Raw genomic sequence first — 21,743 nt, forward strand, 5'->3', positions numbered from 1 at the left:
ACATTCCGGGCTATATCCTACTCATAGTAATAGTCTCAATACCAGAATTGGTAATTACTTCAGAAAATAGTCAATCTATATTTACCGCGTTCCTGTGGATTTTTGGAAGTAATAACTATATAGTATGTATCATCTTCAGGCAACCTCGCTCGGTCAATTAAAGCACTGTAGACACCACTTTTGTCTTTGTCTTTATCGATTGCGATCGCCTGTCCTTTAGAATTTAACAAAGCTACATAAGGAGAAAACTCTTCATCAACACTATCTACACGAATACTTATCAGCTGATTTTTTTTACCTTGAAAATTAGAAACATTGTAAGCGCCTCCATTTTGTTTCAGGGTTGAGCTTTTGGCAGTTAGTTGATCTGATTCATCTAAAGTATAGCTCGCTCTATCATTCCTCAGAGCCAAACTATAGCGACCTGTATCTCCAGGATCTTGACTAGTAACAGCAATCTTGTAAATGCCATTCTTAGGCAGTCGCGCAAAAATAAATGCATCATCGCCACCACTGCTTTTATCCAAAGCGCCTTTTTTAACAATGATATTATTATCAGGATCGTGCAGAAACAACAATGGTTTTAAACTCAAGTTATTCGATCTACGTGTATCATTACTACCAATCAGTCTAATTTGCACTAATTGATTTTCTCTACCCTCAAACTCATAGAAATGAAAATATCTACCTTCAGATTGAAAGTCACTCTTACTTAAAATCCCTAATGCAACATCTACAAAGTTAATCTCTTTATAAGTTGGTGTTGCAGGTGAAGAAATCGCTGAATTATCGAAATTTTGGTTCCCAGTTGTAGCGACATTAGAACTTGGCTTGCGAACTCTCCCGGAGCCACCATTAGAACGATTGGCGTTTGAATTTGCAGTTCTAGTTCCAGAGGATCTAGATGCACCACCACTATTGGAACGATTAGAATTTGAGTTATAAGTCCTACGTCTAGACGATCTAGGAGTAGAGCTATTATCTGAAACACTGGAAGTTCGTCGCTGAGAATTTTCTCTATTAGACTGCTGTATTGGTGACTCAATAGAAACCTTCCGTTTTGGAGATATTGATGCCTGAGAAGCAGGAATTTGCTCAATTCCTTTTTTGACTGCTTCTGGTTGTCTCTCATCTGGTGATTTAGCAATTATGAAGTCTTGAGAACTGTGAGATTTCACCAAAGCACTTATAGGCAGCACATTACTTGTGATTAACAAACTACTACTCACGCAACCAATTAAAACATTACTTAATTTGCGACGATAGTTTTTGTTGTCTAATAGCATAATTACGCTCCTAATTTTGCTGATAATTTTGTCTCTTCCTGAAAGACAAAATTAATACTAGTTGCTGTTTTAGCCACAGCAGTTATGTAAACGAAAAGGGAAATTTAGCGTATATACCTTAGCGACTTGCTAAAGGCATCGCCTGTAATCAAATGAATTCGTATATCCTACATACCCAAATGTTTGTCACAATCAAATCAGAAAAATTATATTTTCAATTTAGACTACTAGAGAAAATCTCAATTTCGTAGGTATATACTGAGCTACAAACTTAAATTGCTGCTTTTCGGAATTTTGCCCAGATATTTTTGTAAACCTGCCTCAATGGCTCACACAGATGTAATACACAAGCAAACTTAACACCGATCAATTCGTCAAAAGGCATCGCTCAAACACAATTTTTTGCAATTTATCTAAATTGTTCAATACCTGATGAGGTAAGGAAATTGGGGATTTGTATGGTGTCTCAGTGATATTTACTAACAAGAGAGATTATACTGCATGACTTAAGATGAATATATACCCCAAATGAAATGGATTCCCAGTATGCTCTGTTGTGTGAATCCCGATTGCCAAAAACCCTTAAATCCTGATAAAAACAACTATTGCCACAGTTGTAGAGCGGAATTGATACCCCTGCTAGGAGGTCGCTATCGTCCCACTCAGGTTTTATCAGACGAAGGCGGATTTGGTAGAACCTATCTGGCCAAAGATGTACACAAACTGAATGAATGCTGTGTTGTTAAGCAATTCGCACCAAAACTTCAGGGAACTGGCCCACTAACCAAGGCCGTTGAATTATTTAAACAAGAAGCGAGCCGACTGCAAGAACTAGCAGAACATCCGCAAATTCCAACTTTATTGGCTTATTTTGAGCAAAATAGCTATCTCTTTTTGGTGCAGCAGTTTATCGATGGGCAAAACTTGCTCAAAGAATCGGAAACGCGAGGAAACTATAACGAAACAGAGATTCGCCAACTTTTGCTAGATTTACTGCCGGTACTGAAGTTTATCCATCTGCGGGGAGTGATTCACCGAGACATCAAGCCACAGAATATTATTCGCCGTCAAAGTGATGGGCGATTAATCCTCATTGATTTTGGAGCTTCCAAGCTGCTGACAGCAACAGTGCAAACTAAAATGGGCACTGTGATTGGCTCACACGGTTACACTGCACTGGAACAGATGCAAGAGGGAAAAGCTTACCCAGGCAGTGATTTATTCAGTTTGGGGGCTACTTGTTTTCATCTCCTGACTGGAGTTCGCCCATCTCAACTATGGATACACCAGGGTTATGGTTGGGTTGCATCTTGGCGGCAACATTTAACCAGTTCAGGTAGGGACGGGATTTCTATATCTATGGAGTTGGGTGAAGTTTTGGATAAGCTGTTGCAACTAGACATCCAAAAGCGTTATCAATCGGCTGATGAAGTCATCACTGACTTGACACCTCAAATACCACCATTTTCATCAGTGCCCCCAACTATACTTACACCAACATTTGCAACTACCCCAGCAAACAAGGTGCCAGTTTCATCAAAATCAAATAACAATCTGAAAAGTCAACTGCTGTTAGTTTCTAGCATTTTGGTGTTGGGATTAGGGGGAATTTGGTATTTTCAGTCTCGTCCCCAGACAGTCAGCGAGGTTCCTGAACCTATTTCTCAGCCTATTCAGCCCCAAAAAAACGTCTCAGAAAATTCTTATTCTTATCTACCCAAACCCTTCAAGGGGCATTCTAGTGACGTGAATTCCGTAGCTTTCAGTCCTGATGGTACAACCCTTGGCAGTGCCAGTGATGATAAGACAATCAAGCTATGGAATCTGACGGGTGGACAGGAAATCCGCACTTTAGAAGGACATTCCAATTGGATTTGGACTATAGCTTTCAGTCCTGATAGCAAAATCCTCGCTAGCGGCAGTGCGGACAAGACAATCAAACTGTGGAATCTGGAGACAGGAAAGTTAATCCGCACTTTGGAGGGAAATAGCGACGGAGTTACTTCCGTAGCTTTCAGTCCTGATGGCAAAACTCTTGCGAGTGGCAATGCTAGTAAGGATATGAAAATCAAACTATGGAATCTGGAGACAGGAAAGTTAATCCGCACCTTAGAGGGACATACCAGTGGTGTTGCATCTGTAGTTTTCAGTCCTGATGGTAAAACCCTTGCCAGCGGTAGCTGGGATAAAACAATTAAATTGTGGAATCTGGGAACAGGAAAGTTAATCCGCAGCTTAGAGGGAAATGCAGAGTCGATTCTTTCAGTCGCTTTTGCTCCCGATGGCGTCATCCTTGCCAGTGGTAGTAAAGACAAGACAATTAAATTGTGGAATTTGAAAACAGGAAAGTTAATCCACACCTTAAAAGGACATAATGATAAGGTTAATTCTGTCGCCTTTTTGCCAAGCGTAGGTTCAAATGCTATCACCCTTGTAAGTGGCAGTAGTGACAAGACAATCAAACTTTGGAACCCAGTTACAGGAAAGGAAATCCGCACTTTGGAGACAGGTTCTGGATATATTTATGCCGTTGCCATTAGCCCAGATGGCCAAACCATTGCCGGTGGTGGAAGTGGTGAGAACATTCTCAAAATTTGGCAGATGATTAATTAAAAATATCTGATATTGTACATTCAGAATAAATTGCGACTTTTTTAGGTTCTACCTCAGAAAGAATATTTAGCTGTGCAAAAATATCAAATTAATCATAGCTTCAAAAGATGATATTGGCGAAGACTGTATTATGGTAATATTCTCTACGTGTTCAGGATTATAGATTGAAAAAAATATCAAAATCCATCCCTAAATCTGCAAAAGTGGGTTTATATAGGTTTTAAGTAAGCAGACGCAATTAAATATAAGATGTCATTGCGTTCGCCCTTGGCGTTCCCGTAGGGTACGGAACGAAGTGAAGCGTGGCAATCTCAGTCTTTGCGATTGCTTCACTTCGTACCCTTCGGGTTCTCCAAAGGAGTACGCAATGACGAACTATCTTATATTTATTTAGATCCACCTACTTATTTTGTCAAAAAATATCTTTAAATAAAAGTTTATGATTAATATATTTTTTCTACTCATACTATTTTCTTCGCTTTTAGGGCGAATTAAATTTCCAGGAATAAATATTGGTATTCATTATTTATTACTTCCGGCATTTAGTTTTGGAATCATTAGTTTATCGCTAAAATCTATACCAGAAGTTGTTAAGAAACATAAAATGATTTTGATATCGATAAGTCTCATGTATTTGTGGATGTGGCTTTCCTCATTAATGAGCGAGTTTTCAAATATTGCTATTACTTATAGTTTAAAATACTCAACTTATTACATATTATTTTTTGCTTTTTTAGTATTAACCTTTAAGAATATAACAACACCATCTTTAACATTTTATTATCGTTGCATATTATCCTTGCTACAGATAATTGCAGGTTTGGGTTTTTTAGAGGTTTTACTTCCCAACAACTGGATTTTTAAATCATTAAAATTCCCTAGCTTTTATCCTGAGATTGGTTCAATTATGCAAAACCCTAATCAGTTTGGGGTTATAGTCGCCATTGGATTATGTTTAAGTCTGATTTTAGAAAAACAGAATAAAATTTCTAAAATTGAATTAAATATAAGCGAATTAATTTTTATAATTCCCTTAGCTTTATCTGCCAGTGGGAATGGTTGGGTAATTTTTTTAATTGGGATGTTTCTTTTGCTGATATATAAAATTATTAGTTTTAGAAAAATGATTTATCTAATAAGCCTGTTGTTTTTATTCATTGTAACCGTACCAGTTTCTACACGGAGAATTGGTTTGGCAGATAGTAAAATATTTCCATTAACTAATTTATTTACAGAAAATTCAAATTTATTAAATCCACATGGAAAAAAGATTATTACGCTTGTAAGAACAGGGACTACAAGGTTGGAAATGTGGCAGGCAGCTATTAATGAAACTATTAAAAGACCATTTACTGGTATCGGTATAGGAGTTTTTCCAGACCAGATAGGAGTGAAAGTTTGGGGGAAAAAAAGTTATCACGCACATAATATATTTTTAAATGTGTCAGCAGAACAAGGAATTCCTGGATTATTGCTATTTACTAATTTTTTAACGAAAATAGCATTGAAAATTAAATATGCTAATCCTTTAATTACTGTTCCGATTATTATGTTTTTAGTGTCTCAAATTCCAGATGTTTTTACTGAAGATTATACTTTTACAACTATTGAGTTTTATTTTATAGCAGCGGCTATCAATTCTCGAAAAGATGTTGTCACGCAATTAAAACCTGAAATTATTGAAAATGCCAAAAAAATATGAGTTCTAAACCTCGTCTTTATTTAATATTTCCGAATATATTTGATTTCAAGGGAGGTATTCAAGTTTACTCAAAATTTTTTCTGAAAGCTTTACAAGATATATATCCTGAAGCTGATTATGATGTGTTTCTCAAATATGATAAGTATAGTTTAACACAACCAGATAAATTGCAGTTTTTAAGCTCAACAAGATTTCATTATTTTGGAGATTTACCAAAGTTACTACAACCGATTTTATTTGCCACAAAAATAATTATTTTAGCTATTCTTCAACATCCTATCATAGTCATTTCTACTCATGTTAACTATGCTATTGTTTGTTATATTCTCAAATTTTTCACTGGAATTCCTTACTGGGTAGTTGCTCATGGCTTAGAAGTTTGGGATATCGAAAATAAGGCAACAAAATTCGCTTTAGAAAAAGCAGATAAAATCATTAGTGTTAGTAATTACACTCGCCAGCGCTTGCTTCAAAATCCAAATATTGATTCAGAAAAAATAGTTATTTTACCTAATACATTTGATGCTAATAAGTTTCCAATAAATTCTAAACCTACCTACTTACTCAAACGATATAATTTAACAGATAAACAGCCTGTAATTTTAACAGTAACGCGTCTGGGAAGCACGGCCAAATACAAGGGTTATGACCAAATCCTGAATGCTTTAGTTAAGGTGCGATCGCATCTCCCTAATGTTCACTTTATTCTTGCAGGTAAAGGAGATGATATACCTCGAATTAAAGCTTTAGTTACCAACTTAAATCTAGAAGATTGTGTGACAATTGCCGGATTTGTTCCAGATAAAGAATTGTGCGATCATTACAATCTCTGCGATGTTTTTGCTCTGCCTAGTAAAGGAGAAGGATTTGGAATTGTTTTTCTAGAAGCTTTAGCTTGTGGTAAACCTGTATTGGCGGGTAATCAAGATGGTTCTATAGATCCCTTGGCTGACGGAAAGTTGGGATGTTTGGTCGATCCTGATAACGTTGAAGAAATTGCCGATAATCTAATTCAAATCCTGCAAGGTGATTGCTCTAATCCAGTAATTTACCAACCAAAATATTTACAACAAAAAACTATTGAAGCTTTTGATTTTAGTCAGTTTCGTGCAAGTTTAGCAAAGTTATTTAGTGGGAATTAGTTACAATTTAAGAAAATTTGGTAAAAATAATGGACGATTCAGTATTTATTATATTTCTTGCCTTTGGATTTCTTTGGGTTTTGATGGGAGTTGTCGGTTGGATTGCGTTTCTCAAATCTGAGGGTGAGGAAATTAAGTTTGGTAAGTGGGGACTTATAGTTGCTATTCCAATCTTAATACCAATAATTTTTACTCTAATTATTGGTGTATTTTATCATTAAAAAAATCACTAAAATCTATGTTTTTTATTTTTGCATCGCACCTCTAACCAAAATCACTGTACTTTCGACACCAGAAGCGATCGCTTCAGGAATATTACCTTGAATCGCTTGCTGTAGCAATCCCTCACGGGAAGCTCCCAAAACTACAACGTCGTAACCTTCGGTTTGCACTAGCTTAATCACACCTTCAGCGACTGAATTAGCTTGCACTGGGAGAGCAACTACAGTACTGGACAATTTGCGGCGACGCATCAAATGGCGGATGGCTTGTTCTGAAATTGACATATCTGGCTTGAGTTCAGATGGTTTAAACACCTGTGTCAGGCGAATTTTAGGATCGTTTCCCAATGTAATTAAAGCTGGTAGCAATTTAATTGCCAGTGGGGAATTGGGGCCACCAGCCACTGGAACTAGCCAACTGTTAAATGAGTGCTGAGTGCTGAGTGCTGAGTTCTGAGTGGGGAGTTCTGAGTGGGGAGTAGTGCCTAGCTTGACTAATACAACTTCGCAGGTGGCTTGGCGAATGATGGTGTCAACAACGCTGCCAAAAATCCGACCAGGGGTAGATGTGTTACCTTTCCATCCCATTAAGATTAGATCGATGTGTTGTTCGTTGATTGTCTCCAAAATTGCCTGCGCTACATCGTGGGTAACTCGAATCTGCGTGTGTAAGGGAATTTTCCACTTTTTTGCTAAGACTTCTGCCTGTCGTAGTAAGCGGCGGCTTTTTGCCGTTCTTACCTGTGTTTCTGATGGGGAACTGTGGCGGGGTATGAGCATCACTTGCACGCAATCTATTTCATAATGGCGATCGCGGGCAATAGCTGCTGCCATTTGTAATAAAATACCCGCTGTTTCGGGGTTAGCTACGGGTACTAATAATCTACCTCTACCAGTACTGGGCGATCGCGTCTGGTAAACTATATATGAAGGTTCTGGTCGCAGTTTCGGTGTCGCATTTTCACCATTGAGATGATCTGCTTCCGCCCGAATAATATCTCCACGGGTAATAATCCCAATCAGTTTTCGTCCGTTTACTACTGGTAAGCGACTGATTTGATAGCGATCGAGTAAATACAATACATTGCTTAGGGTGTGAATCGGTGTGACTGTCACCGGAGTGGTAGTCATAATTTCCCCTAAGGGAGTATCATTTGCTAAATTGCGATCGCGAATATTGAGTAAATCTGATTGCGTCACAATCCCTACAAGCTTACTTTCCTCTACCACTGGAAAGCCACGATGATGAGAACGGGCGAATGCTTGGATTACTTCATCTAAAGGCATCTCTGTATCCAGAGTTTCTACCTGTTGCTGCATGACATCTTTGGCTGTCAAATTTGTCATTATCCCCCCCGCAGGTGCTGCTTTTTGGATAACGATGCCATTCCACTCCAAAAGTTTGTCGTATAGCGAGCCTGGTGCTAACTTTTCAGCAACTAGATACGATGTTACCGAGCCAATCATTAAGGGCAGTACTAAGTTGAAATCTGTAGTCATTTCAAACACAATGACTATGCCCGTCATGGGCACTCTGGCCACCGCAGTAAAAAATGCGCCCATTCCTGCCAAAGCATAAGTAATTGGTAATCCACTCGCTATCCCCAAAGGAAGAAGTAGAGCGTGTTCTCCCATACCCACCAAGTAGCCAAGGGCAGCCCCAAGAGTCAAAGCGGGAGCAAATAATCCTCCTGGGACACCAGAGCCATAAGCGACGAGAGTTAGGATAAACTGAGAGATAAAGGCGATCGCAGCTATTGACCAGCTAGCCTCACCTGTAATTAAAATTTCCCGCAGTCCTGTGTTGTCTCGAAACGCTATGGGTAATAATGCCACAATCATCCCAGACACTAACCCAGCTAAGGCGACACGAACAGGTAATCCAAAACGTAGAGAGCGGCGGTAAACAGTTAAGCTGGCAATAATCCCGCGATTGAATAACGCCCCCATTAACCCAGCCACAACCCCCAACACCAAATAGAAGGGAATATCTTGAACAAAAAAATCTGTCTTGGAAGCAGTTAATGCTAGATTGAGATCCAGGCTGCGACCACCCAATACGCGCGAGACGACGGCACCGATAAAAGAAGCCAGAATCGCAGTACCCAAGGTAAATTCAGAAAAATCCTGTAACAGTTCTTCTACTACAAACAATACACCTGCGATCGGCGTATTGAAGGCAGCCGCTAACCCAGCACCAGCACCAGCAGCAATCAACTGGCGACGGTGATCTGGTGAAGTCGGAAACCACCGACTGAGTTGAGCTGCTAAAGCTGCGCTAAGTTGAACTGTTGGGCCTTCCCGCCCTAAAGCTAGCCCAGAACCTAGTGCCAGAATACCACCCACTAGCTTGACCACGGCAACCCGCAAATCTAGAGCAATTGGTATACGCGCTAACACTGCTTTCACTTGAGGAATGCCGCTCCCAGAAGTTTCTGGTGCTACGCGCTCAACTAGCCATCCCGCGAGGAATCCAAAGGCAAGTCCGATACCTGGTAGCACCAACCAAGCTGGTAGCAGCAGCGATGTCTGCACTCGCCAAGCACCTAGCAATCCTACCCCCGATTTGAGTAAGACTGCTCCAAGAGCAGAAACCAAACCAATCAGACAAGCTTCAAAAATTGCTAAACGACGCCGTGGTTGTAGCAGTTGCCGCAAGCGTTGGAAGATAGGTGTATACCACATGATGTCAAGTTTTTCAAGAATAATTCAAAACTCAGGAACGGAGCCGGAGACACTCCGCCAAGGCGTCAGAATTTAGTATGAACCTGGATTTCTCACAAGTGAGAAATCCAAGGGGTGTGGGAGGTGTGGGAGGTGTGGGAGGTGTGGGGAGTGTGGGAGGATGGGGAAGAAGTCTTACCCCCCCACTCCCCACACTCCCCACACTCCTCTCCCCCCTCTGCCTACACTATGCGTGATAAATCCGGGTTAATTGTATCCGAGTGGGTGATAGCAGAGGGTTATCAAGTCAGCGAACGTTTGAATATTGGTTAAAATCTCACCCCTGGTAGGCGAAACTAGTATTAAATATTCTTCCTGATTAAAACTGTATCCCTTTATGGGTAGAGTATTCTGAATTCTTTTTCAATTGCTTCTTCCCGTGGTAGATAGCCCTTCTACTATCAGAGATGGAGTATAACAAGAACCATTCCAATCAACATCGTTGCCTAGTGTAACCAATTGCTTCAGGGCTGTGTAAACATTACCTGCAACCATCGTATCCTTAACGCGCCCAATTACTTGACCATTTTGGACGCGGTAGCCTAAATCGACGTTGATCGAAAAATCTCCCGAAATACTGCCGCCACCACCCAACATTTGATCGACAATCAAGCCATCATCTAGTTGTTGAATCAAATCTGGTAGCGATGCCGAACCTGGCTGGATGAGAAAATTAAATAAACCAGGGGTGGGGTAGCTACCTAAACCAGGGCGAAAACCATTTCCAGTGGTGTTAGTACCCAGTTGGGAGCCGGTGGTGCGATCGCCATAGAAATGCTGTAAAGTTCCATTTTGGATAAATACCAGAGATTGAGTCGGAGTGCCTTCATCATCAAAAGGGCAACTGTAAGGGCCAGCTTCGGGATCTTGGTAGATGGTGAGACTGGGTGCAACTACTTCTTTACCCAAACGTTCTGCCCAAGGTGAAGCTGCTTCTAAAACTCGCTTGCCATTCAAAGCGGCTTGTACAGTACCCCAAAGCATATCGGCGGCTTTAGAAGTGAACAAAATTGGGACACGACCAGTAGGAGGTGAGATATTTTCTCTAGACCAAATTAACCGTTGTAAAATTTGGTTAGCTAATCTCTCTGGGTCGAGTTCCCCGCGCTTGGTTTGACCATCAGCAACACTTAAAAAATCATCACCGCGCACCCATTCTGCTGATATATAGCAGCTGAGGGTAGTGTCAGTATAGTGACAATCTAAACCTTTGGTGTTGACTAGTCTGGTGGTTTCAATATCACATTCCCAGTCACCATTGCATACAACATCGGGATAGGCATCACGGATGAGTGCGATCGCTTCTTTGCCCCAGTCCACCAAAACTTCTATCGGGAAACTTTCTCCTAAATCGGGGTAGGAAGGCTGAAAGTTAGAGCCTAATTCTACAGTTTCCGGTTGATTTAGTTGACTCAGAGCCAGAGCTTTTTCCACCATTACTTCGGCTAAGACAGAACCGTAAGCCACCGTTAGTCCCGGACGCCCGTTTCGCCAAAGCCGTAGTGCTGTGCCTTCAGATTGGTTAGTTTCTAGCTGTTTGAGTCGGTTTGCCTCAAAAAACACTGGGCGAGAAAGCGATCGCGACTGATACACTTCAGCAGCTTCTGCTCCAGATTTTATAGCTAGTTCCAGCAACTGTTCGGCGAGTGTATCTTGTGACAAATTTTCAGAACCCATGACCCTTAATGAATTGTGGATTTTGAACCGCATATCAACGCTGTCTCAACAGAAGTGCGATGTCTACGACGGGCTACGCCTACGCACTTTCCAGTGATGAACGCAGATAACTATCCAAAAATCATCAGTGTTTCTTTACAGTTACGATTGGAAACCGCAGATCGACACTGATGGACGCAGTTAATTATCCCAAATCATTGTCATGTCTTAACGGATCTAGTCATTTGTCATTTGTCATTTGTCATTCGTCATTTGTCATTGGGCACAAGAGACAGACGAGCAGAGGAGAAAAACTTACTGCAATTTCTCCCCTGCTCCTCTGCTCCTCTGCTCCCCTGCTCCCCTGCTCCCCTGCTCCCCTGCCCATTTTCACAGATTAACCTCTTGCAACAGCCAAAAACCAGCAAAAGATTCTGCTTTGGGATCGGACTGTACACCGATAAAATGTACTCCGTTAGCTTTTTGCTTGGCTGCTTCAAAACCTTTAGCTTCCGCTAAAATTTGAGGTTTTTTGATATTTGCCACAATCCAACTTTCAGTTACACCCGTTTCTAAAACCAATCTCGCCTCTTCGCTGGTGTCAAATCTTAAGAAAGCCAACTCCAAACCAGACATCCAGCCAGCCAAGGGCAACGCTCTCGATGAAAAAATCAAAATACCAGGAATACGAGCTTCGGGTGGCACTTGCACCAACTCTAAAGGGAAAGCTTCACCAAAGCCAATTTCCCACTCTGGCATTTCTGCCAAATCCGCAGCATCTAAAGTAACAAATACCCATTGCTGTCCTTCCAAAGCATCTGGTAAACGTTGCGGCAAGGGTTTCTCCAACCGGACTGAGGGATTAGTCCCCCCTTGATACCCTGCCTCTTGAGGATACACTTCCTCCATCCGCTGTTCTAACCATTGATTGAGAACCAAAGTCCGGCGGCTAGGCTGGGCGGGAATACCCAAATCTTGGCAGGCTTTAGTAATCATATTGTTCATTTGGCGGCGGAAAAAGCGGATTTTAATTGGTGCTTTTCCGGCTTCGTCAATAGCCTCCTGCAATGCTGTCCGCAACCAGCCCGAATTTACCTGGGTACTGGGACAATATTGAGCATAGCGAAACAAAGAGTCTGCTTTTGCGCCAATATCCAAGGGGCTTTCGCAGACTAAGACTTCCCAAACTTTTTTTTGATTAGCGTCCAAAATCGGACGGGAGTAAAAATCGATTTCCCAAATACTGCCCATGTTTTGCGGTAAAAATCTGGCTGTTATGTTTTCCTGATATCTCGATCATACGAGTGTTGGGGCGCATTGGGAATTGGGAATTGGGCATTGGGCATTGGGCAGAAGTTCTTTAATTTTGAATTTTGTTAGCGCAGCGTTAGCTAGTCCGCGTACCCCTACGGGGAAGCAAGCTACGCTTTTAGCGTCTCGTAGAGAGCGTCATTTTGAATTTTGAATTGATTGCTCCCTCATTCCATCGACTCAGATTCACCGCTTTGCGTTGCTACTAGTTCTGGCAGATACAGTCTATCTTCACTAGCGTCATACTCAAACAGTTCGGCATAACGCCCCCAATCTACGGCTGTGGCAAATTGCCGTTCGGCTTCTTCATGGGGATAATATTCATCAAGTAAATCGATAAAGAAATCCGCTCGCATTGACCGATTCCGTTTTTCCCGCAATGTCTGCACCATGCTGACTACAACTGGCACATTTGCCAACACCTGCTGTCGGAATAGGTCTTTACTGCGGAGAATGGTTGTGGTCGCAAAATCTTGCCCAATCTCGGTGAGAAAGACATCCCCTTGTGCAACCTCAGCAAAGCCCAGCATCACAGTTGCATCAAGCATCGGTAGAAGATCGTCAACGGCTAGCCGGATTCGTTCTGCTAAACGGGGAATATCATCTTTGCCCTCTGGTTGATCTACAATTAACTCCAGCAGACCGCTAATACCACCGACTCTTACATGAGGCAAGGGTTTTGCATAGGGCGATTCTTGGATTACACTAGGCGATCGCGATACTTCTATTGATGATGTGGATGCTGCAACTGCCCCACTCACTTCCACTTCTGGGTTCGTCATTACCGTGTAGATATAATCTATCAGCGATTTGAAGCGGATACTGGTGCGGTCATGAGGCCGCGGCATATCAATCACCACCTCACCGCGAATATACCCCGGATTTGATCCCAAGATAATCACCCGATCTGCCAGAAACAGCGCTTCTTCTATGTTGTGGGTGACAATCAAGATACTTTTGGACGGAAATGTGCCAGCATTCCATAAATCATCAATTTCCCCCCGCAGGTTCTCAGCTGTCAACACATCTAGGGCGCTGAATGGCTCATCCATAAATAGTACTTGCGGCTCCAGCACAAATGCCCTGGCAAAGCCAACCCGCTGTCTCATTCCCCCAGACAACTCTTTGGGATAGGCACTTTCAAAACCATCCAAACCCACCAAGTCAATAGCTTTCAGCGCTCGTTGTCGCCGCTCATCCTGACTAACACCTTGAGCGTCTAGCCCTAACTCGACATTTTCTTGTACTGTCAGCCAGGGCAGTAGTGCAAAGCTTTGAAATACCATTGCGACACCAGGGTTAGCACCTTGCAGGCGTTTACCATTGCTGATTACCCTGCCTTCACTTGGTGGAATCAAGCCTGCCATAATCCGTAGTAACGTACTTTTGCCACTGCCACTGCGTCCCAGTAATGCTACTACTTCACCCGCACCTACCGTCAGATTAATGTTGCGGAGAACCTTAAATTCCCCTTTGCCTTCTGGCAGGGGAAAACTTTTATTAACTTGTTCGACAGCGATTAGTACGTTATTAGTAACTGGGGTAGAAGTCATGCTGGCTCCTCTAGCGAGCGATGGTTTAGAGATGGTATTTGGTTTCTGCTAGCTCATACAGTCGTCGCCAAAAAACTCTGTTCAGCCCTACAACAAATAGGCTCATCATTCCAATCCCCAGGGTAATGCGAGGCCAGTCACCTGCTCCGGTTGCTTGAGCAATATATGCTCCCAATCCGCTGGCAGTCAGGGTGCTTTGTCCCCAAGCGACAACCTCAGAGACAATACTGGCGTTCCATGCGCCACCAGTGGCAGTGACACCACCTGTTACCCAGGCGGAGAAAATGCCGGGAATGATTAACTTGCGCCATAGCAGCCAACCACGCAAACCGAGGCTGGTTGCCATCTCGCGCAAATCCGTCGGAACACTCATCGCTCCAGCAATGGAGTTAAAGAGGATATACCACTGTGCGCCCAGGGACATCAACAGAATACTACCCCAATCAATACTGATATGGAAACGAATAAAAAAGAGCGTAGCGAAGGGAAAGATAAAGTTTGCTGGAAACGAGGCCAGAAATTGCACCACAGGCTGCAACAAACTTGCCAGTCGGGGATTAAACCCAATGGCTACTCCAACGGGTGTCCAAACCAATGTCGAAAATATCAGCAATACCAACACACGTAACAGAGTGAGTAATCCCAGCCCAAAGGTCTTGACAACTTCACCCAATCCCACTGTTGTGAAAATGAAGTGTAACCCGATAACCAACAGCCCCCCAATTAAAATAAGTAGGATCGAGTTGTAGAGGCGATCGCCCATTTCTTGCCTACCAGTTTCTACAGTCCGGGGAATACGAGGTGGCGTTAGCAATGAGAGAATACGATTGATAGCTTCGCCCAAAGGAGCTAACGACCGCCCCAACAGACGCGGAATTCGGGCTGCTTTTAGCAGATCGTAAACCCAGGATTCGGGTGCTTGGGCTGCTGAACTCTGTTCCAGGCGGAACTTATCCGCCCAGGCGACTAACGGTCGCCAAAATAGTTGATTTACCAAGATAATTACCACAGCGATTGTCAATAGCGCCCAACCCAAGGCGGGTAAATTCTTAGCTGCTACTGCGGCTGCTACATAAGAGCCAATTCCCGGTAGTGTGTAGTCATGCTTCAGTACGCTGATAGCTTCACTCGCGGCTACAAAAAACCAGCCGCCCCCAAAACTCATCATTGCATTCCACAGCAACCCAATCATCGCTGTAGGCAATTCCAGTTTGGTGAACCGCTGCCATCCTGACAACCGATAGAGCCTTACTGCCTCATCCAGTTCCGGTGGTAGTGTTCTCAGTGAGTGGTAGAACGAAAAGGTCATATTCCAGACCTGGCTGGTAAAAATTGCAAAAATCGATGCTGCTTCTAGCCCTAATAGACTTCCGGGAAATAGGGCAATGAAACCTGTAACTGTGATAGATAAAAAGCCGAGTACCGGAACCGACTGCAAGATATCGAGCAGTGGGATCAGAACTTGTTCAGCGCGGCGGCTTTTGGCCGCAACGTAACCATAAATTAAGGTGAACAGTGTTGAGTAAAACAGGGCAATAAACATTCGCAGGGTTGAGCGCCCAGCGTAATAGGGTAGATTGCGCGGGTCGAGGCTGATACCTGGTACTACATCTGGTGGTACAAAACTCACCAATGTTCCAGCACCGACACGCGCAACCAGCGCCAGCAGCACCAATGTACCAAGAATGAGAGCAATATCAGCCAGACCAAAAGGGAACCGTCGAAGTGCTTCAGGGGAAGGAAAAGTTTGCTTCAGCATTTAACGATAATTAGGGAGCTGGCATACCTTTTTGAACTAATAATACATTATTGCCCTCAGTATTCAACGGCAAATGATGTAGATAGCCTATGGTCAGAATACCATTATAAAATCCTTCAAAGTGGTATCTTTTCTGGTTGGTAAGCCTGCAAGTAACAATGCTTTTTGAGTAACTCTATTGTCAATCAACTCTACTGCGATCGCTGACAAAGTAGTTTATGTTTTAGCGTATTACAAGGTTGTACAGTTCTCTATAGACATCTCCGAAAAAGATTTAGATACCACAAATTTGCACCCAGACCTAACCCCCCTTCCCTACGTTCGCGCAGCGTGCCGAAGGCAGGGAAGGGGGGTTTTAAAGCCTCTCCCCGAAACGGAGAGAGGTTTGGAGAGGGGTCTTTTTTCTTTTCTGGAGATGTCTTATGGATTAAATTGACATTTGGACATTGTTGATTAACCCTCATTTACCACGGTTAATCCAAACGCCTCTGAGTCCAGCTGCTTTAGCTGCATGATAGTCTTCTACAATGCTATCGCCAATATGCCATGCCGCCTCTGGGGAACATTTATGTTTATCTAAGGCAATGGCAAAAATTTGCGGGTCGGGTTTAGCTGCACGTACCTGCGTAGAAATGGTGACGGAGGTAAAAAACTCTCTCAATCCCAAACTTTGCAATACTGAGTAAATCCGAGAATCAAAATTGGACAGTACCCCCAAGCTAACTCCCAACCGCCGCCAGTTGATTAAAGCTGGTAAGACATCGGGATAGACAAACCACGGTTCGCCAGTGCCAAAGTGAATGTAAAGTTCGCTAAAAAAAGCCGAAAAGTCAGAAAATTCCTTGAGAACACCTGCCCTTTCAAAAGTGTTCAGAGCAATTATCCGCCACCAATCAAACTCGCGCTGGGGAATATCTTGCAGTTCTGCATCTGGAAATATCGGCGGCGGCGCTGTTTTAAAGCTTTGGATGAAGGCTGTATTTAATGTTTCGGCTGAAACTGTAACGCCAAATTCTTGGGCTATCTGACTATAAACTTCGCCCACACCACCTTTGACATCGAAGAGTGTACCCACAGCATCTAAAAAAATAACTTTCGGTTGTTCCATCAAAGTTTGAAAATTTTGAATGTTGAATTTTAGATTTTGGCTTGTTAAGAGCTTCTGTGGGTAGAGTCTAGCATCTGCTAAGTAGATTGGCGGAAATTAAACAAATCATCGTAAATGTATTGGTTTTTTTACCAATTCCCAATTCCCAATTCCCTGCCTTGAAAGTTACCGAGAAAGTGTTTCTATAATCGGACGGAATAGCCAATTAAAACCAACTTTCAGCTGATGGTCTAAAGTTGGCAATCTATATAAATAAGCAGCACGACGAGCGACGTATGCCAAGGGGCCATCTAGTTTAATTCCCAAACCAGTGAGAGTGGCGTTGTCTATTCCTAGTGCCATCATTTCTCCTAACTGTTGGTAGTGGAAGGGAAGTAGGGGGCGATTAGTCAAAGTTGCCCAGATATTCCAAGCAGTATAATCAGCTTGTTGAAAAGCCGCTTGTGCCGTAGCGGGGACTTGCTGTCCTTCAGCATCATGACAGTCTGCTAAATCTCCCAAGGCAAAGATTTCTGGACGATCGAGGACTTGCAGATTGGATGTAGTGATGATTTGACCGCGCTGATTTTGCTTGAGAGCAAGAGAATTTACTACAGGCGCAACCCTAGTTCCCACAGTCCAAATTACCAAATCCACGGGAATCGTGTCTAGCTGGTTTTTGTACTCTAAGGAAATGCTATTTTGTTCGATTGATTCGATTTTGGTTTCTAAGTCAAGAAACACACCACGGGCATCTATTGCTTTCTTTGCTGCTTCCCGATTAAACTCTGGGGAAGTTCGCAAGATTTGGTCGGCGATTTCAATTATCCGAAAGCGTCCTCTTTCGCCTAGTCTGTCGGCTAATTTACAAGCTAACTCTACACCACTGTAGCCAGCCCCAACGATCGCTACCCGAATTTTATCAGCATCCGATTCTTCTAAAAATCGCAGGCGTTCTTCTAAACGATAGGCATCAGAGATTGTACGGAATGTGTAGGCGTAGGCTGCCGCACCAGGAACTAAATCTAGCGGTGTCTCACCTCCTAGTGCCAGCACTAATCGGTCGTAAGGGATTTCTGGGCCTTCTTGGATATTTACCCGTTGCTGGTCGATGTCAATTCCAGACACAACACCTTGATAAAAACGCACCCCTGTGCCTTGTAAAAGTTCTTCAAAGGGTGGGGCAATTTCCCAGGTTTGCAGTTCGCCTGTGAGTAATTCGTAAAGTAAAGGAGAGAATAGGAAGCGATCGCTTTGATCTACTAGAACAATTTCGGGTTTTTGCGTAGATTCCCAAGGTAATTGGCTTAACCGCAGGGCTGTGTAGAGACCACCAAAGCCTCCACCAAGGATACAAATTCTAGAAGTTTGTTCAGTCATCTATTCTATGTTATGGAACAATCAATATTAATTAGGCAACTAACTTCAGGGTAACTGAAAGTTTAGGTTTCAAAACCCTCCATTTGTATGAATGGTTTTAATCTGACTTTGTACATGAAATGCTACGTTGGGGTGGTTTAGATAAATTACCCCCTGCCACCACTGTCTTAGATGTTGGCTGTGGAATTGGAGGTAGCAGTCGCATCTTGGCACGAGATTACGGTTTTGCAGTCACAGGTATTACCATTAGTCCCCAACAAGTCCAACGCGCCCAGCAGTTAACCCAAGAGGAACTTGATGTGCAGTTTCTTGTGGATGATGCTATGGTACTTTCTTTCCCAGATGCTAGTTTTGATGTAGTTTGGTCGATTGTGCAATACGGTTCAGTTAAGGCTAAAACTCTTTGTCAAAGTCAATTTTTTTAACGTAGACGCTTCTCTACGAGACGCTACGCGAACGGCTTGCCGCAGGCTACCACAGAGGCGCAGAGAAGCCAGTGCGCCCTTGCGGTTCCCCGACTTGTACCCCTTCGGGGAAGCAAGCTACGCGTAGCGTCTCCGACAGGAGAAGCAACTGGCGCGGCACTGAGAGAAGAAAGAAATGCTTAAGAACTGTATTGAGCTACAGTGTACACACAAGTCCTTTTCACCCCCTCTAACTCCCTTTTGCAAAGCAGTGCTATTGACACGATTGGTATTAGGTTCGCAAGCGATAACCCATCCCTCTAACGGTTTCAATGATGTTGCTGCCTAGTTTCTTGCGGAGATAACCAACATAGACATCAACAATATTAGAACCTGGATTATAGTCGTAGCCCCAAACGAAATCTAGGAGTTGTTCTCGACTAATAACTTGTCCGGGATGACGACAAAACATTTCTGTCATTGTAAATTCACGCGCAGGTAATTCTACAAAGCGATCGCCTACTTTTACCCGTCGAGTCCGCAAATCGAGTACCACATTACCCGCTGTGAGGATAAACTCTTGGGTATCTCTTACTGATCTAGCAGATCGCAAACGCAACTTTAACCGCGCCAGAAGTTCTTCAAATCGGAAAGGTTTGGTGACATAATCATCCGCACCTCCTTCTAGTCCAGCCACTTTATCGTGAATGTCACTCCGAGCTGAGAGAATAATTACAGGTAAATTTTCTCCCTGTCCCCGCAGTTCTTCCAATACCTGAAAGCCATCTTTTCCAGGCAATACCAAATCCAAAATTAGTAAGTCAAAAGCTCCACTGTGAACAACATCCACCACATACAGTCCGTCGGCAACTGTTGTCGTTGTAAAACCTTGCGATCGCAATCCTTTCTCAATAAATGAGGCAATGCGGGGTTCATCTTCAGCGATGAGAATGTTGGGCATAAGCACTCATTTCTTGCGGGGGATCGAGGGGTAAAACGATACTAAACATCGAACCTTTTCCTAGTTGACTCCGAAGCAATACCTGTCCATCATGCGCCTGTGCGATCGCTCGGACAATTGACAGCCCCAATCCCGCACCTTCGGAACGACGACGACTGTTATGAGTTCGAGCAAAACGTTCAAAAATCCGTTTTTGATCGATAAGGGGAATGCCTTCGCCTGTATCGCGTACCCAGAAACGCACTTTTCCTTTAGCGATCGCAGAACCTATGGAAATAGTATCATTCTTTCCAGTATGCTGAGTCGCATTCTGGGCTAAATTCATCACAGCCTCAGTAATTCTCTGGCGATCGACTATAATCTGACCCTTTGCCACCGCATCTATTTGCCAGTCCCGCTCTGCCAGTGCTTGGGCTTTGGCAAATAACTCTTGGGTTAACTCGGCTACATTCACCGTTGCCAACTGCAAAAAATCTAAGCGTTCTGCCTTTGCCAGCAAAATCATATCATCCACCAGACGACTCATCCGGTCTAATTCTCCGATCACCAGTGCCAAGGTTTCCTGTTGCTCTTGAGGATCATCTCCCATCAGTTCCAAATGTCCGCGAATTATGGTAATGGGAGTCCTGAGTTCATGCCCCGCATCGTTGACAAATTCTCGCTGGGTGGCAAAAGCTGCCTCTAGTCTGTCCATCATTTCGTTGAATGTCGTTGCTAGTTCTGCCAGTTCTCCCTTACCTTGTGCAGGTAAGCGCTGGGTTAAATCTGACTCACTAATTGCATGGGCAGTGGTGGTAATTGTCCGTAGGGGAGCTAGCACCCGTCCCGCCGCCAACCACGCCAGAATGAACGACACCACAAACACTAAACTAGAAACTTCAATAATTACGGAAACTGCTTCCAGTGTTTCTGCTCGCTCACCATCTGTATTATGGGCAACAACAAAGACACCTCGCGTTTGTCCATTAATTTTAATCGGTTCCACCATGTAAAGGATTTTACTGAGATCGGCGTCGGAAAATTCTTTTTCTCCCTGTTCTGGCTTAGTTTGTTTTGCCCACCGTTCCATGAGTTGTGAGTCTTTGGCAAGTGGTTTGGGACGCGCTCTAGGGCTAGATTTATAAAATTCACCATCAACAAAGGTGATGAAATAAGAATCATCCTCTGGTAGTCGATATAACAGATAAGCTCTGAAAAGCTTAATCAAATCTTCCTTGGAAGTGGGAGGAGTGATTTGTTTTTTTCCAGCCAGTAACCATTTCAATTGCTCTGGGCCAATTACTATGTCTTCTGGATCGTCCTCTGTCGGCACATCCTCTGTAGCAAAGGTTTCACCTTTAATTAAGGCATTAAAAGCCGCCATATCTTCTACCATCTCTTGACGAACTCGCTCATCAATGCGGTGGTAGAGCTTATAGCGAAAGGCGGGAATGGCGATGAGAAATGTTATCCCCAAAATCAGCAAGTACCAGAGCAAAATCCGGGTGCGTGCTTCTCCAAATACTTGCTGCCAACCCGAAAACAGCTTTGTTATTTTAATCCCAAACCTCCGATCGCGGCGATGGTTGGTGATGCTGCTCATTATTACCCCTCCCCATTTGAGCTACCGTGTATACACAAGTCAAATTACCCCCCTTAATCCCCCCTTGGAAAGGGGGGAAAAAGAAATCAATCTAGTTCCCTCCCCTTTGCAAGGGGAGGGTTAGGGTGGGGTAAAACGGACACGAAAAACCAGGTGAGTAAACTATTTCAGGCTTGTGTATACACCGTAGCCCCATTTGAGACAGTTTATTGCAATTGGGGATCATGGGCTGGAGACTGAGGAATGGTTTGAGATTATATCCAGTTTAAAGGTGGATGAACGAGTCTTTTATATGGATTCATCCAGTTCAAAGGTGGATGAACGAGTCTTTTATATGGATTCATCCAGTTCAAAGGTGGATG

Annotated in this window: 13 protein-coding genes and 1 pseudogene; 4 read left to right on the forward strand and 10 right to left on the reverse strand. The window is 43.2% G+C overall.

Translation table 11 applies throughout. From position 1 onward, the window contains the following. Window positions 1-59 precede the first annotated feature (59 nt). Window positions 60-1,286, reverse strand: coding sequence for a peptidase (locus V7K61_RS06520; RefSeq protein WP_335052003.1), 1,227 nt, complete (start codon window positions 1,284-1,286; stop codon window positions 60-62). A gap of 546 nt (window positions 1,287-1,832) precedes the next feature. Here V7K61_RS06520 and V7K61_RS06525 point away from each other — a divergent pair. From V7K61_RS06525 to V7K61_RS06535, 3 genes are all read left to right on the forward strand, one after another. Further along, on the forward strand, window positions 1,833-3,899 hold the full coding sequence (locus V7K61_RS06525; protein ID WP_335052025.1) for a serine/threonine-protein kinase: 2,067 nt from the start codon (window positions 1,833-1,835) through the stop codon (window positions 3,897-3,899). A gap of 439 nt (window positions 3,900-4,338) precedes the next feature. Further along, window positions 4,339-5,601 (forward strand): O-antigen ligase family protein, encoded by a 1,263-nt coding sequence (locus V7K61_RS06530; RefSeq protein WP_335052005.1) that lies wholly within the window; start codon window positions 4,339-4,341, stop codon window positions 5,599-5,601. Next, window positions 5,598-6,743: a glycosyltransferase family 4 protein gene (locus tag V7K61_RS06535; protein WP_335052007.1), complete on the forward strand. Its 1,146-nt coding sequence runs from the start codon at window positions 5,598-5,600 to the stop codon at window positions 6,741-6,743. The genes V7K61_RS06530 and V7K61_RS06535 overlap by 4 nt, the downstream gene beginning before the upstream one ends. Window positions 6,744-6,988: 245 nt before the next feature. Here V7K61_RS06535 and V7K61_RS06540 read toward each other — a convergent pair whose 3' ends face one another. The 7 genes from V7K61_RS06540 to V7K61_RS06570 all read right to left on the reverse strand — a co-directional run bounded on the left by V7K61_RS06540 (window position 6,989) and on the right by V7K61_RS06570 (window position 18,434). Beyond that, entirely contained in the window at window positions 6,989-9,649 is a 2,661-nt protein-coding gene (locus V7K61_RS06540; protein WP_335052009.1) for a chloride channel protein, read from the reverse strand. Between the two features lie 402 nt (window positions 9,650-10,051). Then, window positions 10,052-11,365: a TldD/PmbA family protein gene (locus tag V7K61_RS06545; RefSeq protein WP_335052011.1), complete on the reverse strand. Its 1,314-nt coding sequence runs from the start codon at window positions 11,363-11,365 to the stop codon at window positions 10,052-10,054. A gap of 369 nt (window positions 11,366-11,734) precedes the next feature. Continuing rightward, a complete protein-coding gene (locus V7K61_RS06550; protein WP_335052013.1) occupies window positions 11,735-12,595 on the reverse strand; it encodes a Tab2/Atab2 family RNA-binding protein in 861 nt (286 codons plus the stop codon). 227 nt (window positions 12,596-12,822) lie between these two features. Continuing rightward, a complete protein-coding gene (locus V7K61_RS06555) occupies window positions 12,823-14,208 on the reverse strand; it encodes an ABC transporter ATP-binding protein (protein WP_335052015.1) in 1,386 nt (461 codons plus the stop codon). A gap of 25 nt (window positions 14,209-14,233) precedes the next feature. Beyond that, entirely contained in the window at window positions 14,234-15,967 is a 1,734-nt protein-coding gene (locus V7K61_RS06560; protein ID WP_335052017.1) for an ABC transporter permease, read from the reverse strand. Between the two features lie 460 nt (window positions 15,968-16,427). Next, the gene (locus V7K61_RS06565; RefSeq protein ID WP_334841452.1) at window positions 16,428-17,075 is read right to left on the reverse strand and encodes an HAD-IA family hydrolase; all 648 of its coding nucleotides are present in this window, start codon (window positions 17,073-17,075) and stop codon (window positions 16,428-16,430) included. Window positions 17,076-17,240: 165 nt separating this feature from the next. After that, window positions 17,241-18,434 (reverse strand): NAD(P)/FAD-dependent oxidoreductase, encoded by a 1,194-nt coding sequence (locus V7K61_RS06570; protein ID WP_335052019.1) that lies wholly within the window; start codon window positions 18,432-18,434, stop codon window positions 17,241-17,243. Between the two features lie 101 nt (window positions 18,435-18,535). Here V7K61_RS06570 and V7K61_RS06575 point away from each other — a divergent pair. Further along, a pseudogene (locus V7K61_RS06575) lies at window positions 18,536-18,859 on the forward strand (methyltransferase domain-containing protein); the annotation flags it as partial. A gap of 271 nt (window positions 18,860-19,130) precedes the next feature. Here V7K61_RS06575 and V7K61_RS06580 read toward each other — a convergent pair. Then, window positions 19,131-19,799 (reverse strand): response regulator transcription factor, encoded by a 669-nt coding sequence (locus V7K61_RS06580; protein ID WP_335052021.1) that lies wholly within the window; start codon window positions 19,797-19,799, stop codon window positions 19,131-19,133. Next, window positions 19,777-21,381 (reverse strand): sensor histidine kinase, encoded by a 1,605-nt coding sequence (locus V7K61_RS06585; protein WP_335052023.1) that lies wholly within the window; start codon window positions 21,379-21,381, stop codon window positions 19,777-19,779. The genes V7K61_RS06580 and V7K61_RS06585 overlap by 23 nt, the downstream gene beginning before the upstream one ends. Window positions 21,382-21,743: the final 362 nt, after the last annotated feature.

This window comes from Nostoc sp. (assembly GCF_036918015.1).
In the GTDB taxonomy this organism is placed as follows: domain Bacteria; phylum Cyanobacteriota; class Cyanobacteriia; order Cyanobacteriales; family Nostocaceae; genus Nostoc.

Coding starts and splice junctions, on each gene's coding strand:
- V7K61_RS06520 (WP_335052003.1), bottom strand. CDS start 1,286: ATGCTATTAGACAACAAAAACTATCGTCGCAAATTAAGTAATGTTTTA.
- V7K61_RS06525 (WP_335052025.1), top strand. CDS start 1,833: ATGCTCTGTTGTGTGAATCCCGATTGCCAAAAACCCTTAAATCCTGAT.
- V7K61_RS06530 (WP_335052005.1), top strand. CDS start 4,339: ATGATTAATATATTTTTTCTACTCATACTATTTTCTTCGCTTTTAGGG.
- V7K61_RS06535 (WP_335052007.1), top strand. CDS start 5,598: ATGAGTTCTAAACCTCGTCTTTATTTAATATTTCCGAATATATTTGAT.
- V7K61_RS06540 (WP_335052009.1), bottom strand. CDS start 9,649: ATGTGGTATACACCTATCTTCCAACGCTTGCGGCAACTGCTACAACCA.
- V7K61_RS06545 (WP_335052011.1), bottom strand. CDS start 11,365: ATGGGTTCTGAAAATTTGTCACAAGATACACTCGCCGAACAGTTGCTG.
- V7K61_RS06550 (WP_335052013.1), bottom strand. CDS start 12,595: ATGGGCAGTATTTGGGAAATCGATTTTTACTCCCGTCCGATTTTGGAC.
- V7K61_RS06555 (WP_335052015.1), bottom strand. CDS start 14,208: ATGACTTCTACCCCAGTTACTAATAACGTACTAATCGCTGTCGAACAA.
- V7K61_RS06560 (WP_335052017.1), bottom strand. CDS start 15,967: ATGCTGAAGCAAACTTTTCCTTCCCCTGAAGCACTTCGACGGTTCCCT.
- V7K61_RS06565 (WP_334841452.1), bottom strand. CDS start 17,075: ATGGAACAACCGAAAGTTATTTTTTTAGATGCTGTGGGTACACTCTTC.
- V7K61_RS06570 (WP_335052019.1), bottom strand. CDS start 18,434: ATGACTGAACAAACTTCTAGAATTTGTATCCTTGGTGGAGGCTTTGGT.
- V7K61_RS06580 (WP_335052021.1), bottom strand. CDS start 19,799: ATGCCCAACATTCTCATCGCTGAAGATGAACCCCGCATTGCCTCATTT.
- V7K61_RS06585 (WP_335052023.1), bottom strand. CDS start 21,381: ATGAGCAGCATCACCAACCATCGCCGCGATCGGAGGTTTGGGATTAAA.